Annotated in this window: 17 protein-coding genes; 12 read left to right on the top strand and 5 right to left on the bottom strand. The window is 72.9% G+C overall.

Features of this window, described 5'->3' with window-relative positions; genetic code table 11:
* Positions 1 to 14: 14 nt before the first annotated feature.
* Positions 15 to 623, bottom strand: a complete 609-nt coding sequence (locus OHB44_RS15145; RefSeq protein ID WP_330441055.1) for a hypothetical protein — start codon at positions 621 to 623, stop codon at positions 15 to 17.
* A 181-nt stretch (positions 624 to 804) separates the two neighbouring features.
* Between OHB44_RS15145 and OHB44_RS15140 the strand changes: the two genes are divergently transcribed.
* Together OHB44_RS15140 and OHB44_RS15135 are read left to right on the top strand one after the other, a co-directional pair.
* Positions 805 to 1,902, top strand: coding sequence for a DUF5919 domain-containing protein (locus OHB44_RS15140; protein WP_238682746.1), 1,098 nt, complete (start codon positions 805 to 807; stop codon positions 1,900 to 1,902).
* Positions 1,903 to 1,974: 72 nt separating this feature from the next.
* On the top strand, positions 1,975 to 2,856 hold the full coding sequence (locus tag OHB44_RS15135) for a pentapeptide repeat-containing protein (RefSeq protein WP_330441054.1): 882 nt from the start codon (positions 1,975 to 1,977) through the stop codon (positions 2,854 to 2,856).
* Here the strand turns inward: OHB44_RS15135 and OHB44_RS15130 are convergent.
* Positions 2,801 to 3,394 (bottom strand): MarR family winged helix-turn-helix transcriptional regulator, encoded by a 594-nt coding sequence (locus OHB44_RS15130; protein WP_238682744.1) that lies wholly within the window; start codon positions 3,392 to 3,394, stop codon positions 2,801 to 2,803. The two genes, OHB44_RS15135 and OHB44_RS15130, sit on opposite strands and share 56 nt — an antisense overlap.
* Before the next feature lie 5 nt (positions 3,395 to 3,399).
* Here OHB44_RS15130 and OHB44_RS15125 point away from each other — a divergent pair, with 5 nt between their 5' ends.
* Both OHB44_RS15125 and OHB44_RS15120 read left to right on the top strand, forming a co-directional pair.
* The gene (locus tag OHB44_RS15125) at positions 3,400 to 4,620 is read left to right on the top strand and encodes an MFS transporter (protein ID WP_330441053.1); all 1,221 of its coding nucleotides are present in this window, start codon (positions 3,400 to 3,402) and stop codon (positions 4,618 to 4,620) included.
* Positions 4,621 to 4,659: 39 nt separating this feature from the next.
* Positions 4,660 to 4,896 (top strand): preprotein translocase YidC, encoded by a 237-nt coding sequence (locus OHB44_RS15120; RefSeq protein WP_238682742.1) that lies wholly within the window; start codon positions 4,660 to 4,662, stop codon positions 4,894 to 4,896.
* Between the two features lie 7 nt (positions 4,897 to 4,903).
* Here OHB44_RS15120 and rnhA read toward each other — a convergent pair whose 3' ends face one another.
* Both rnhA and OHB44_RS15110 read right to left on the bottom strand, forming a co-directional pair.
* A complete protein-coding gene (rnhA, locus tag OHB44_RS15115; protein ID WP_091406604.1) occupies positions 4,904 to 5,377 on the bottom strand; it encodes a ribonuclease HI in 474 nt (157 codons plus the stop codon).
* Between the two features lie 31 nt (positions 5,378 to 5,408).
* Positions 5,409 to 6,668 (bottom strand): lycopene cyclase family protein, encoded by a 1,260-nt coding sequence (locus tag OHB44_RS15110; RefSeq protein ID WP_330441052.1) that lies wholly within the window; start codon positions 6,666 to 6,668, stop codon positions 5,409 to 5,411.
* Between the two features lie 125 nt (positions 6,669 to 6,793).
* Here OHB44_RS15110 and OHB44_RS15105 point away from each other — a divergent pair, with 125 nt between their 5' ends.
* The 4 genes from OHB44_RS15105 to OHB44_RS15090 all read left to right on the top strand — a co-directional run bounded on the left by OHB44_RS15105 (position 6,794) and on the right by OHB44_RS15090 (position 10,481).
* On the top strand, positions 6,794 to 7,621 hold the full coding sequence (locus OHB44_RS15105) for an ArsR/SmtB family transcription factor (RefSeq protein WP_330441051.1): 828 nt from the start codon (positions 6,794 to 6,796) through the stop codon (positions 7,619 to 7,621).
* Positions 7,622 to 8,036: 415 nt separating this feature from the next.
* The gene (locus OHB44_RS15100) at positions 8,037 to 8,522 is read left to right on the top strand and encodes a hypothetical protein (protein WP_091406610.1); all 486 of its coding nucleotides are present in this window, start codon (positions 8,037 to 8,039) and stop codon (positions 8,520 to 8,522) included.
* An 86-nt stretch (positions 8,523 to 8,608) separates the two neighbouring features.
* A complete protein-coding gene (locus OHB44_RS15095) occupies positions 8,609 to 9,220 on the top strand; it encodes a class F sortase (protein WP_266302740.1) in 612 nt (203 codons plus the stop codon).
* A gap of 160 nt (positions 9,221 to 9,380) precedes the next feature.
* Complete coding sequence (locus OHB44_RS15090) at positions 9,381 to 10,481, top strand: magnesium and cobalt transport protein CorA (RefSeq protein WP_330441050.1); 1,101 nt, start codon at positions 9,381 to 9,383, stop codon at positions 10,479 to 10,481.
* A 19-nt stretch (positions 10,482 to 10,500) separates the two neighbouring features.
* Here the strand turns inward: OHB44_RS15090 and OHB44_RS15085 are convergent, their stop codons facing one another.
* Positions 10,501 to 11,211, bottom strand: a complete 711-nt coding sequence (locus OHB44_RS15085) for an MBL fold metallo-hydrolase (RefSeq protein WP_330441049.1) — start codon at positions 11,209 to 11,211, stop codon at positions 10,501 to 10,503.
* Between the two features lie 88 nt (positions 11,212 to 11,299).
* Here OHB44_RS15085 and OHB44_RS15080 point away from each other — a divergent pair, with 88 nt between their 5' ends.
* The 4 genes from OHB44_RS15080 to OHB44_RS15065 all read left to right on the top strand — a co-directional run bounded on the left by OHB44_RS15080 (position 11,300) and on the right by OHB44_RS15065 (position 13,805).
* A complete protein-coding gene (locus OHB44_RS15080; protein ID WP_238682805.1) occupies positions 11,300 to 12,067 on the top strand; it encodes an SGNH/GDSL hydrolase family protein in 768 nt (255 codons plus the stop codon).
* Between the two features lie 24 nt (positions 12,068 to 12,091).
* Entirely contained in the window at positions 12,092 to 12,508 is a 417-nt protein-coding gene (locus OHB44_RS15075; protein WP_238682736.1) for a YchJ family protein, read from the top strand.
* Between the two features lie 188 nt (positions 12,509 to 12,696).
* A complete protein-coding gene (locus OHB44_RS15070) occupies positions 12,697 to 13,422 on the top strand; it encodes a hypothetical protein (protein WP_330441048.1) in 726 nt (241 codons plus the stop codon).
* Entirely contained in the window at positions 13,419 to 13,805 is a 387-nt protein-coding gene (locus OHB44_RS15065; RefSeq protein ID WP_238682734.1) for a VOC family protein, read from the top strand. Before OHB44_RS15070 ends, OHB44_RS15065 begins: the two co-directional genes overlap by 4 nt.
* The last annotated feature ends 5 nt before the right edge of the window (positions 13,806 to 13,810 follow it).

The raw sequence follows: 13,810 nt of genomic DNA, 5'->3' as shown, positions 1-13,810 counted from the left end.
ACCGGCGAGCGCCGTCAGCGCATCGGTGCGGCCGACGCCCGGACGATGTACGCGAACTGCACACCGAACGCCACCACCGCTACCAACACCCCGACCACTACCGTCAACGCGCCCCCGGCCCCGACGGTCGTGGCCACCAGGGCGATGCCGAGCCCGCTCAGCACCGCGTTGACCGCACCCACGAGTGCGGCAGTGGTCAACAGGAACTCCCACCGCCCCGGTCGCGTGCCGACCAGGTTCCAGGCCGTGCTCATGGCGTCGTCGGCCACCACCGCGTCGGCGAAGAAGTCGTGCTCGCCGGCGAGCTTGTGTTGGTAGTAGGCCCGGATGCGTTGGATCCGCCGCAGGTCCAACGAGTTCTCCACGGTGGTCTCCACCAGCCGCAGAAACGTCAGCACCCCGAGGATGACCAGCGTCGGCAGCACCGCGGCCAGGTACGGCCGCACCAGCTTGTCGTTGCTGGCGACGAAGCCGAGGCCGATCAGTGCCGCCGACAGGACGGACAGGAAGATGGTGGCGCGGCCGGTGGCCTCGGCGATGGTGCCGGCGCGGGACGTCTGCAACGCGTAGTGCTCGGTGGTCAGCACGGTGAGAAGCGCCTGCTCGCGTTCGCTATCGTCCACCCCGCCACCCTCCGTGGTCGCACGACTCCGTTACCGTCACCCTATGAGCGGTGGAGCGGGTCCGAGCGGTGAACCAGCCGCTCGGAGAACGGGACAGCGCCCAGCAAAGCGGGCACGTATCCTCCGAACTCCGGTGATCAGCAAGCGGCGGTGGGGCCGACCGACGGCGGAAGGGGACCGGATGCCCGGGTGGGCTGGTCGGGGCGGGCGGCAACGACGGGCCTTCGTCGTCGGTGGGGCACTCTTCGCGATCGCCGTCGTCATGCTGGTGGCCGCGTGGCGCAGCACCGGCTTCCTCAGCGACCTGCTGCTCAACCTCGGGGCCAGCGTGGTCCTCGCGGCCATCTCGTACGTCATCTTCGACCCGTTGTTCGAGGAGGCCCGAAAGGCCCGGGTGCAGGAGCACCTCAGCTTCGACCAGCAGGCGTTCGTAACGCGGCTGCACCGCTCCGGCCGTCGGGTGCGCATCCTCGACACCTGGACGATCCTGCTCGAGCAACGGCACCGCGAAGAGACCCTGAGCGCGGTACGAGCGGCGCTCGCCAACGGCGCCCAGGTGCAGTTGCTCCTGCTCGACCCCGACTGCACCGCCGCCCAGCAACGCTCCGAGGAGCTGGAACGGCAACGGGTGGACGTGCCCCGACAGATCCGCACCAACCTGCGCCATTTGGCCGCGTTCGCCGACGCGCTCGACGCGCGGCTGCGCCACCGCCTCCAGGTCCGGCTCTACGACGCGTCCCCGTCGATCCAGCTCTACCAGTGGGACGGGCGGGCGCTGATCTCGTTCTTCCCGATCGGGAAGTTGTCGTTCAACGTGCCGCAGCTCGAGGTGGACATGGACAGCCCGTGGGGCGGGTTCGTGCACGCCCGGTTCGAGGAGCTGTGGGAGCACGAGCAGGCCACCCTCGACCTGGAGCGGTACTGGTCGGTCATGGTCACGCTGCGCCACGACGAGTCGGACGTGGTCGAGGTACGCGTGCCGTTCGTGACGGTCGACGGGCAGCACTACGTCGACTGCCGGGGGTTCCGGGTGACCGGGCCGCTGACCGTGCGAGCCGTGCTGCCGCCCCGCGCGCCGGGCGCGGCCCCCGGGGTGTTCGCGCTGGCCGAGCCCGCCGACGGGGACCGCACGCCGGTCGCCGTGGTGAAACGGCACTTCGACCAGAAGTACGGGCACGACGACGGCGAGCGGGACGTCCGCCGACTGGTGCCGCCACCGGGCGATGCCCGTACGCCGGCGCCCCGCCCCGCGACGGCCGGTGACACGCACGCACGGTGACCCCCGACCGACCCGTGGGCGCGGCACAGGAAACAATGGTGGTCCAGCCTGATCATCAGGAGGACCGTCGGCGTGTCGCACCGCACCGCACCGCCGTCCGGGGCGGCACAGCTACGCGCCGACTGCGGACGCTGCTTCGGGCTGTGCTGCGTGGTGCCCGCCTTCGCCGCGTCGGCGGACTTCGCCATCGACAAGCCGGCCGGCTCGCCCTGCCCCAACCTGCGCTCCGACCACCGCTGCGGCATCCACACCGAGCTGCGACAGCGTGGTTTTCCCGGCTGCACGGTGTTCGACTGCTTCGGCGCCGGGCAGCAGGTCGCCCAGGTGACCTTCGGCGGGCGGGACTGGCGGGACGCGCCGGAGACGTTGCCGGCGATGGCGGAGGCGTTCGCGGTGCTGCGACCGCTGCACGAACTGCTCTGGTACCTCACCGAGGCGGTGGCGCTGCGCCCGCCGGCCGACCTGCGCGCCGAGCTGGAACGCGCCCGCACCGATACGCTGACGCTCACCGAGGGTGACCCGGCGCGGCTTCGCGCGGTGGACGTCGCCGACCACCGGAACCGGGTCAACCCGCTGCTGTCCCGGGCCAGCGACGCGGCCCGCGCTCCCGGCGGCGCCGACCGGCGGGGTGCGCACCTGCTCGGGGTGGACCTGCGCCGCGTCGACCTCCGCCGGGCCAACCTGCGCGGTGCGCTGCTCATCGGCGTCGACCTGCGCGGAGTGGACCTCGGACTGGCCGACGTCACCGGCGCCGACCTGCGCGGGGCCGACCTGCGGGGCGCGGACCTGCGGCGCACGCTCTTCCTGCACCAGACCCAGCTGGACGCCGCCCGGGGTGACACACACACGGGGCTGCCGCAGACGCTCACCCGGCCGGCGCACTGGACGGCGCTGCCGCTCACCCCGGTCCGTCAGCCGACCCGCTCCCCCGCCCGTCGGGGTCGTCGCCGCTAGGAACGGCCCGACCGCCGCACGCTGCCGTCACCTCCTGGAAGCCGGCGTGGACCGGGCACTGTGGGCAGCGGGCGCGGTCGCAGAGCCGGCAGAGGTGGGCCAGGCTGCCGGCGTCGGCCACCTCGTCGTGCAGCAGGGCGCGGGCGATGTCGGCGAGCTGGGCGCGCTGCTCGACGGTCAACGGGGCGAGCAGCGCGGTCAGCACCTCCTGTCGGGCGCGCAGGGTCCGGGCGGCCGCCGCCGTGCCCTCGGTGGTGAGGTGCAGGGCGCGGCTGCGCGCGTCGGTGCCGGGACGCCGCTCCACCCAGCCCTGTTCCCGAAGCCGCCGGACCAGGTGCGCGACGCCGGGCTGGGTCAGCCCCAGCACCTGGCCCAACCACTCGGCGGTCACCCCCGGCTGGTCCTTGAGGACGACGAGCGCCTCGGCGAGCGCGCCGCCGGCACCGACGGACGCGCTGACCGACGACCGCATCCGCGAACCGACGTGCAGGGCGAGTGCGCCGAGCAGGTTCGGCGAGCCGTCCTCAGGTAAATTCATAACTTGTGAATGTACCTCGCCGGGCGATGTTGCTCATCATGTTGATGACGGTGGCGCAGCTCCCGGTCGCGCTGCGGCAACTGCTCGTCGTGCTGCTCGGTCACCAGAACACCGGCAGCTTCGCCACCGCCGGCGTGGCCAGCGCCGGCTGCGGGATCGGGCTGGCGGTCACCGCGCCGCTGGTCGGCCGACTCCTGGGCCGGCTCGGCGCCCGGCCGGTGCTGCTCACCACCGGCCTCGCCCACCTGCTCGCCCTGCTCGGCCTGGCCGCCACCACCGAACCGGTGGCGTTCGTGGCGCTGGCCACCGCGGCCGGGCTCAGCACGCCACCGGCGGTCGGCAGCGGACGCGCCCAACTCGCCCGGCTCGTCGCCCCCGCCGCGCTGGCCCGCGCGTACGCGGTCAACGCCGTCGGGCAGGAGGTGCTCTACGTGGGCGGCCCCCTGGCGGTGACACTGAGCCTGCTGATCAGCGGACCCACTGCCGCGCTGCTCGCCTTCGCGGTGATCGGCAGCATCGGGCTGCTCGGCATGGTCGCCGTGCTGCCACCGCGCGAGGTCGACCGGCAGCCTCGCGAGAAGGGATCCGCGCTGCCCGGCCAGGCCACCCGCCGCACCGTCGTCGGCACCCACGTCGGCTACATGATGGGCATCGGGGCGATGTGGGTGCTGGTGCCCGCGTTCGCCACCACCGTCGGGCACCCGGACCAGGCCGGGCTGCTGGTGACCATCTGGTCGGTGGGCAGCCTGGCCGGTGGCGTGCTGCTGGCGAGCCGGGGGCGGCCCGGCAGCCCGGCGGCGGCGTACCTGACGATGCTCGGCACGCTGGCCGCCACCTCGGTGGCGCTGCTGCTGCCGCGCAGCGTGCCGCAGATGGCCGTCGCGCTGGCGGTCTTCGGTCTCGCGCTGGCACCGTTCCTCGCCGTCACCGACGAGATCCTCGCCCGGTCCACCCCGGCGGTCCGGCTACCCGAGACGTACGGATGGTTGCAGACGGCCGGGCAACTCGGCATCGCCGCCGGCTCCGCGACCAGTGGCGTGGTCAACGACCACCTCGGTAACACCTGGGCGTTCCTGGTGGTCGTCGGCGCACTCGCGCTGGCGCTGGTCGTCGCGCTCAGCCGCCGCCGGACGCTGCGGCTGCCGTCCGCTGCGCCGCAGGCCGAGACGGTCGAGTCGGCGGTCCCCGCCGGCGGGTCAGGTTTCGGCCGGGACGACGCCGGGTAGCCAGCGCCGACGCGGACCGGCATCGACGGGGGGCACGGCGTGGGCTACCGAAATCGTCAAGGTGAGCAGCCGGGCGACCCGCAGCACAGCGAGGACGAGGCCGGCCAGACGCCACTGGTGCAGGTCGAGGCGGACACCGAGGTCCCCGCACCGGCGGACACCGACGTCCGGCCGGACATCGTGACCGAGCCCGACAACTCGGGTGTCGCCGGTGGTTCGTCCGGCAGCAGCGGCGGAGGTTCCAGCATGCCCGGGCACCCCGACTCCACTCGCTGACCGGGGCTCAGCGGCTGGTCAGCGCGCCCCGGGCCTCGGTCATGCCCTTGTTGGCGAGCCCGTCGGCCCGCTCGTTCTCCGGGTGGCCGTTGTGCCCCTTGACCCACAGCCAGGTGACCTCGTGCCGTTCGCAGGCCGCCTCCAGCCGCTGCCACAGGTCGGCGTTCTTCACCGGCTGCTTCGCGGCGGTCCGCCAACCGTTGCGCTTCCACGACGCCAGCCAACTGGTGATCCCGTTGCGCACGTACGTGCTGTCGGTGTGCAGCTCCACGGTGACCGGCCGGTTCAGGCTCTCCAACGCCTGGATGGCCGCCATCAGCTCCATCCGGTTGTTGGTGGTGGGCGTGGCCTCGCCGCCGCACAGCTCCCGCTCGTGATCGCCGTAGCGCAGCAGCGCACCCCAACCACCCGGACCGGGGTTGCCGCTGCACGCCCCGTCGGTCCAGATCTGCACGCCCCTGCCGGCCGCCGCGTCCACCATGCCCGGCAACCTACCGGGCGCTGACGTCGTCCTACCCGCTCGGGGGGCCGGCGCGCCGAGCCGTCGGCGTCGAACCCACCACAGCGGGTGGGATGGCCGGCGCGGGCCGGGTGGGGCGTAGCCGGTCGCGGACGCGGTGTGCGGCGTCACCGGCGGTCGCGGCGATCATCGGCAACAGCCGGGTCGAATTCATGATCGCGACCTCCTCGGCCGCAGTGGTGCCGCCGTCGAGGAAGCGCAGCACCCGCTCGGCCGGGTTGCGGTCGAAGAGCCGGTCGAAGAACTCGGGACCGCCCACCCCGCCCCGGTCCAGCGCCCGCAGCGCCACCGCGTCCATCCAGCGGTGCCGGCGCGGGTACGCCGGCTCAGGCACCGGCGCGCGACCCGCGGCGAGGGCGCGGGCCACCTGGTCGGCCTGCCGGTACATGGCGGAGAAGGTGAAGCCGGTGGAGGGACGGGTCGCGCCACCGGCCGTGCCGAGCCGGACCACGCGGGGGGTGGGCCGGGCCGGGAACGGCGCGTCGGTCATCGGGATCACCCCGTTCTCCACCTCACGCACCCGCAGCCCGGTCGGATCCAGCCCGAGCAGATCCCGGTAGCCGGCCAGCGCCGCGTCGTACCCGGCGTCGGTCAGCAGGTCGGGCGAGAACTCGGTGTACTCGACAAGGGCGTAGCGGTCGCTCACCGGCAGCACATACCCGAAGGAGACGCCCCGGGGCGGCTGCGGGGTACGGAAGTCCATCAGCACCGCACGCGTCGGGTCGAACACCGGCCGGTCCGCCTCCAGCCACCACCCCCGGAAGTGCTGCAACCAGGTGGTACGCCCCGCTCGCGTCGGCGGGCGGGGACGGGAGTCGAGCACCCAGCCGGCCCGTACGCCGTGCCCGTCGCCGGTGCCTACCAGCACCCGGTCACCGTCGTCGCGCACCGTCTCGGCGGGCGCGACGATCCGGGTGGCGTCGAGGCGACGTTCGGCGTCGGCAGCCCGGTCGTAGACCGGGCCGGAGCGGAGCATGGCGTACCGCAGCGGGGTGAGGTCCAGGACGCGGCGTCGCGCCGCCGTCGCCACCTCGACCTGCTGCCAACTCGCGCTGAGCAGCGGGTCCAGGTCGCTGTCGGGGTGGCCCCAGAACGCCCAGGTGCGGTCCTGACCGCGTCGGCGCACCGGGTCGACGATGGCGATCCGCAGATCCCGGACACCGTGCCGGTCCAGTGCGGCGAGCAGCAACGACGCGGCGCCGCCGCCACCGAGCAGCGCGAGGTCGACGTCGAGCGGCGCGGAGTCGGTCACCCGCACCACGCTGCCACACGATCGCACCCGGTCGCCTGCCGCCACCGACGGCCAGATTGACAGGCAACCCATTGGTTGCATAACTTGACAGGCAACCGAATGATTGCCTGTTGCGGGGAGGGTCGATGGACGACGCGTTCCGGGCGCTGGCCGACCCCAGCAGGCGTCAACTGCTGGACCGGCTCAACGAGCGCAACGGCCAGACCCTGCGGGAGCTGTGCGACGGGCTGGCCGGCACCCGACAGGCAGTCAGCAAGCACCTCTCGGTGCTGGAGGCGGCCCACCTCGTCACGACCGTGCGGCGCGGCCGAGAGAAGCTGCACTACCTCAACGCCGCCCCGATCAACGCCATCGCCGACCGGTGGCTCAGCCGCTACGACCGGGAGCGCGCTGCCACCCTGGCCGACCTGACCACCGCATTGGAGCGACAACCCATGGAGAGCCCGACCTTCGTCTACACCACCTACGTCACCACCACCGCACAGCGACTGTGGTCCGCGCTCACCGATCCGGCGTTCACCCGTCGCTACTGGGGTGGAGTCGCTCTGGTTTCGGACTGGCAGGTCGGGTCACCAGTGCTGTGGCAGGACGCACCGGACGGCGAGCCGCGCGACCTCGGCCAGCGGGTGCTCGTCGCCGAGCCGTACCGTCGCCTCTCCTACAGCTGGCACGGCTTCCAACCCGAGCACGCCGAGCACTTCGGCTGGACCGCCGAGGAGCTGGCCGCCCGGCTCGGTGAGCGCCGGTCGACGGTGACCTTCGAGATCGAGCCGCACAGCGGGTCGACCGTCCGGCTGACCGTCATCCACGACGACTTCTCCCCCGACAGTGAGATGCACCGGGCGATCAGCGGCCAGCTCGACGGCAGCGGCGGCTGGCCGGAGCTGATGGCCAGCCTCAAGACCCTGCTGGAGACCGGCGAGCCGATGCCCGACCCGACCGAGACCCGCTGACCCGAGACGGGCCCTGGTCCAAGATCCGAACAACTTCCGGGATGTAGTGGCCCCCGGACCGCGCGAGGCACCTACATCCCTGTTCTTGTGGGGATCTTGGACCGGCCCGGACGGTCGATCGCGGCGGCCAGGCGGTGCATTTCCGCCGTCTGCGGCAATACCTCGCCATCGACACAGCGACGACAGCCCGACCGGATGGACATCGATCGGAGCACCGGTGCCGGTCGGGCCGTCCGGGCCTTTCCGCAGCTCTCCCCGCCTTCGGGTGGACACGTGACGGCAACGAGGATTTCTCATTTTCACCTGATCGAGGACCCAACCCACCTAGTGTTGGGCACACCGGTGCTAGTCACGGAGTTGGCCACCCGAACGACGTCCCACGCAGTCAGCGGACGAAAAGTGAGGGAAGACGCGTATGAAGGTCTCAACAGCACTCTGCTCGGCGGCGCTCGGCGTGGGCCTCGGCACGCTCCTGCTGCCAGGCGCCGCACTGGCCGACACCACCGTGTCACCGGCCACCACCCCGGTCGGTGGGACCGTCGTGCTCACCGCGACGACCTGCAACCCGAAGTCGGGTGACGCCCTCTTCCGGGTCACCGGCCCCAACCGCGACCAGAACGTCCGATCCACCACGGCCGCCGCCGGCGGCGGGCTGAGCGCCGAGCTCTTCACCGCCGGGTTCACCCTGGGCACGTACACGGTGGCGGCGACCTGCGGCGACGGCAGCTCGGCCGGCACCGCCACCTTCGCCGTCACCCCGATCGGCGGCGCGCCGGCCGGCTCCGGTGGCGACAACCGTGACACCGGCGCTCTCGCCGCCGGCGGCACGCTGCTCGGCACCGCCCTCGCCGGCGCGGTGATCCTGATCCGCCGGCGTCGTCCGGTGTCCACTGTCGCCTGATCGGCGACCGTTCCATCCCTGAGACGGGTGCCCGCGCCGGTGACACCGGTGCGGGCACCCCGACGATCCGGTACGGAGGTGCACACGTGTGGTGGCGGCGGACCCTACCGGCAGTGGTCGCCCTGCTCGGCGTGACCGGGCTCGGGCTGATCACCGTCGGCCTCACCGCCGACCCGGCGCGGCCACCACGACCGTCGGCCGACGCGCCGACCCGCACCCACCCCGCACCGGACCTCGCTCCGCTGCCACCCGCCGCGCCGGTCCGGGTGCAGATCCCCGCCATCGACCTACGAGCCGACATCGTCCCCGTCGGCGCCGACGCCGCCGGGGTGCTGGAGGTGCCGCCACTGGACCGGCCCACCCTCGCCGGCTGGTATCGACACGGGGTCAGCCCCGGTGAGACCGGCAACGCCGTCCTGGTGGGACACGTCGACGCGCCGTCCGGCCCGGCGGTCTTCTTCGACCTCGGTCGGCTCCGCGCCGGGCAGCAGGTGCAGGTCACCCGCGCAGACGCACGGGTCGCCACGTTCACGGTCGACGACGTCCGGGCGTACCCCAAGGAGCACTTCCCCACCACCCTGGTCTACGGCCCGGCGGACGCCGCCGGGCTGCGCCTGATCACCTGTGGCGGCCGGTTCGACGCGACGACCGGCAACTACGTCGACAACGTCGTCGTCTTCGCCACCCGCACCGCCTGAACCGAGCCGCCCGCCCGATCCGGACCAGAGGCCCGAACCGAGCCGCTGGCCCGAGCAGCCCGCGCCGCCTCCCCGCTGTCGGGAGCCGGACCCCGCTCGGCAGAATGCGGTGGCACCATCCCCTGATCGGGACGGTGCGCCGGCGACGGGGAGGCACGCGGTGGATCAGCGACCGGTACGGGACCGGACCGGTCGGGGCGTACGCGCCCTGGCCCGGCGACTGCTCGGACGGGTCGAGGGCGACTCCCCCACCCCCCGCCGGTCCAACCCGGACGCCGTGGTCGACTGCGCCGTCTACGTCAACGGCCGCCGGGAACCCGGTCAGCCCCACTACGCCGACGCGTACGCCCGGGCGCGGCACGGCCGCGACGCCTTCGTGTGGCTGGGACTGCACGATCCCGGCCCGGCGGTGCTCGCCGCGGTCGGCCAGACCTTCGGCCTCGACGAGCTGACAGTCGAACAGGCGCTCGCCGACGGGCACCGGCCCACAGTGCAGCGCCACGGGCCGGTCACGCTACTGGTCCTGCGCACCGCCGGGTACGTGGAGCACGACGAGCTGACCGACACGTCCGAGGTGATCGACACCGGGGACGTCATGGTGCTGCTCGGTGACCGCTTCGCCATCACCGTGCGGCACGGCGCCGCCGGTGCGCTGCGCAGCGTCCGCGCCGACATCGAGCGCCGCCCCTCGCTGCTGGCCGCCGGTCCGTGGGCGGTGGCGTACGCGGTCTGCGCCCGCATGGTCGACTCCTACCTGGAGGTGGCCGGGCACGTGGAACGGGACCTGGAGCGGGTCGAGGAGGCCGTGTTCGCCCGCGACCGCAGGGCCGACATCCAGCACATCTACCAGCTCAAACGCGAGGTGGTGGAGTTCAAACGGGCGGTCCTGCCGTTGCAGGCGCCGATGCGTACGCTGCTCGAACCCGACGGACCGCCGCGTGCCCTGCACCGCTGGTTCGTCGACGTCGACGGCCGGCTGAGCCGGGCGGTGGATCGGGTGGCCGCGTACGACGACCTGCTCACCTCGATCGTCCAGTCGCGACTGGCGCAGCTCGCCGTCGAGCAGAACAACGACATGCGCAAGATCGCCGCCTGGGCGGCCATCGCGGCCACCCAGACCGGCATCGCCGGCATCTACGGCATGAACTTCAACCACATGCCCGAGCTGGCCTGGCGCTACGGCTACGCCGGGGCCCTCACCCTGATGGCGGCGGCGGCCCTGTTCCTGTACCGGCTGTTCCGGCGCTCCGGCTGGCTGTGAGGCCCCGCCGACGGGCTGCTCAACGGTACGCGGAGAGGAAGGCGCGGATGCGGTCGCGGGGTTTGTCGGTCATCTCGGGGCCGTGGGTGAAGGCCGCGAGGTCGTAATCCAGCTCCCCGAGGACGTGCGCGGTCTCCCGGGTCATCTGGAAGTCGCTGCACAGCCACTTCATCGGCCACCGGACGCCGAACACGTTGAACAACGCGTCCCCGGTGATCAGCAGGCGGGTCGGCTCGTGCAGGAGCGACACGTGCCCGGGCGAGTGCCCGGGGGTGTGCACCACCCGCAGGCCACCACCGACGTCGAGCAGGTCCCCGTCGGCCAGCGGCTGGGCCACCTCGACCGCCGGAAACCGGCCGCTGTTGAGCCGGGCGAACAGCCGGCCGCCGGTCACCGTCGGGTCGCTGACCGGCGCGCGACCCGCCTCCGCGTACGGCACGTCGGCGGCGTGCGCCGCGACCGGGGCCCCGGTGCGGCGGGCCAGTGCCGCAGCGCCGCCAGCGTGATCGGGGTGGGCGTGGGTGAGGACGATACGGACGACGTCCGCCGGCACCTTGCCCATCGCCGCGAGCCCGCGCACGATCCGGGCCGGTGCCTTGGCCAGCCCGCAGTCGACCAACGTGACGCTGCCGTCGTCGTCGACGAAGGCGTACGAGTTGACGGCCGCGCGGCCCACAGTGGGGATACGCCAGACGTTCGGGGCCAGTGGCACCGCAGGGGCTCGCGTCATGTCGCGAGTCTAGGAAGGATCGTCAACTGTCGTTCTCGACCGACCGGCGGTTCCCCTGAGTTGACGGAGGGCTAACCTCGCGCGGGTGATGTGGCAGCGGTACGTGGCGATCGGCGACAGCACCACCGAAGGGCTCGACGACCCGGACGGCGTCGGCGGCTACCGGGGCTGGGCCGACCGGTTCGCCCTGGCGGTGGCCCGCGCCCAGGGCGGTCTGGAATACGCGAACCTGGCCATCCGTGGCCGGACCACCGCGTTGATCCGCGCCGAGCAGCTCCAGCCCGCCCTCGACCTGGCCCCCGACCTGGCCACGGTGGTCGCCGGCATGAACGACGTGCTGCGCCCCTCCTTCGACGCGGACCAGGTCGCTGGGGATGTCGCGGCGATGCAGCAGGCACTGGTCGAGCAGGGGGCCACCGTGCTGACCTTCACGATGCCGGATCCGGCGCCCGTGATGCCGTTGGCCCGGCCGTTGCGGGGTCGCATGCTGGCGCTCAACGAGGCGCTGCGGGCCGCCACCGCGCGGACCGGGGCCACCCTCCTCGACCTGGGCGCTCATCCGGTCTCCTCCGATCCCCGGCTGTGGAGCGACGACCGGCTGCACGCCAACAGCGCCGGGCATGAGCGGATCGCCGCCGCACTGGCGTACACGGCGGGTCTACCCGGGTTCGACGACTCCTGGACGTGCCCGTTGCCGCCGGCACCACGGCGGCGCCGCGGTGAGGTGTTCGGCGCCGAGCTGGCCTGGACCCGCCGACACCTGCTGCCCTGGGTGGTCCGGCACCTGCGCGGCCAGTCGTCGGGCGACGATCGGGTGGCCAAGCGGCCGGTGCCGCTGCCGGTGCCACTGGACTGAAGCAGGTGCGGCAGGATTGGCGACGTGGGTAAGGGTGCGGGACGTCGGCGGGCGAACGCGACGACAGGGCGGGTGTGCCCGTGCGGTTCCGGCCGGGCGTACGCGGACTGCTGTGCGCCGGCGCACGGCGGCGAACCTCCCGCGACGGCCGAGGCGTTGATGCGCTCCCGGTTCAGCGCCTTCGCCCTCGGCGACACCGGTTACCTGCTGCGCAGCTGGCACTCCTCGACCCGACCCGCTTCCCTGGAGCTCGACCCGGGGCAGCGGTGGACCCGACTGGAGATCGTGGAGACCGAGCGGGGCGGCCTGCTCGACGCCGCCGGCACGGTGACCTTCCACGCCCACTACCGGGACGCGGGCCGGCCCGGCACGTTGACCGAACACAGCCGGTTCGTCCGCGAGGACGGCCGGTGGGTCTACCTCGACGGTGACCAACCCTGACGGCCGTTCGGGCGTAGGATGACGTCGGCGTAGTCCTGCGCCGCACCTCCCTCCCGGCGCTCACGCCGTCGGCAACGCGGAGGCAAAGGGGGCCGTGAGCCCTCGGGACGTGGTGCCACATGCCCCACTCCGGCGGGGTCGGCGGGAGCGTGAGTCCCGGTGACCGTGCCGTTGACCGGGAGCATGTGATGACCACCCAGAGATCGTTCAAGGCCCGGGTCCGTGCCCGGATGGAGAAGACCGGCGAGAGTTACACCACCGCCCGCCGGCACCTGATCAGTCGGACCGTCGAGCCGGCGTCCACCGCCGCGTCCCCTCCAGCACCCACCGAACCGACCGCCTCGGCTGCCGCCGCGCAGACCGAGCGGATCGCCGACGACCTGATCCGCGCCCGGACCGGCCGTGGCTGGGACGAGTGGTTCGCAGTGCTCGACGCCGCGTCCGCCACCGAGTGGACGCACACCCGGATCGCCCGTCACCTCGCCACCGAACACGAGGTGCCGGGCTGGTGGGCACAGACCGTCACCGTCGGGTACGAGCAGGCACGCGGCCTGCGCGCGCCGGGTCAACGGCGTGGCGGTGGCTTCGAGGCCAGCGCGAGCCGGACGGTTGCCGTGCCGGCACTGCGACTGTTCGAGGCGTTCGCCGACGAGACGGCACGCGCCCGCTGGCTGCCCGACGTCGAGGTACGCGTCCGCACCGCCACCGCGCCGCGCAGCTTCCGCGCCGACTGGGCCGGGGGCCCCACCAGGATCGTCGTCGGCATCGACGCTGTCGGCGAGTCAAAGGCCCGGGTCAGCGTCCTGCACGAGAAGCTGACCGGAGCCGAGCAGGCCGCGGAGCTGAAGGCGTACTGGAGGGACCGGCTCGCCGTGCTGAAGGTGTTGCTCGAGACGGATGGAGACCACCGATGACCATGACATTCATCAACCTGCCGGTGCGCGACCTCACCACCGCTACCGAGTTCTACCGGGCGATCGGTTTCACCAGCGACCAGGCCGAGCCGGACGGCGACAGCATGGTGCTCACCATCTCCGACACCACCCGGCTGGTGCTGCACCTCCGTTCGGGCTTCGAGGCGTACACCGGGGTCGCCACGCCGGACACGGCGACCAGCCGGGAGGTGATCGTCGGGCTGTCGGCGCCGAGCCGACGGCAGGTCGACGAACTCGTCGACCAGGCGGCGGTCGCCGGCGGGGAGTCGCTCGGGCCGGGGATGGCCAACGGGCCGATGTACATGCGCGGCTTCCGCGACCTCGACGGCCACCAGTGGTCGTTCCTGCACCTGGCCGGCTGACAGTG

This window comes from Micromonospora sp. NBC_00821 (genome assembly GCF_036347035.1).
GTDB classification, from domain to species: domain Bacteria; phylum Actinomycetota; class Actinomycetes; order Mycobacteriales; family Micromonosporaceae; genus Micromonospora; species Micromonospora hortensis.
The sequence above is the reverse complement of the archived record's forward strand: the minus strand, read 5'-3'. Positions and strand labels throughout refer to the sequence as shown.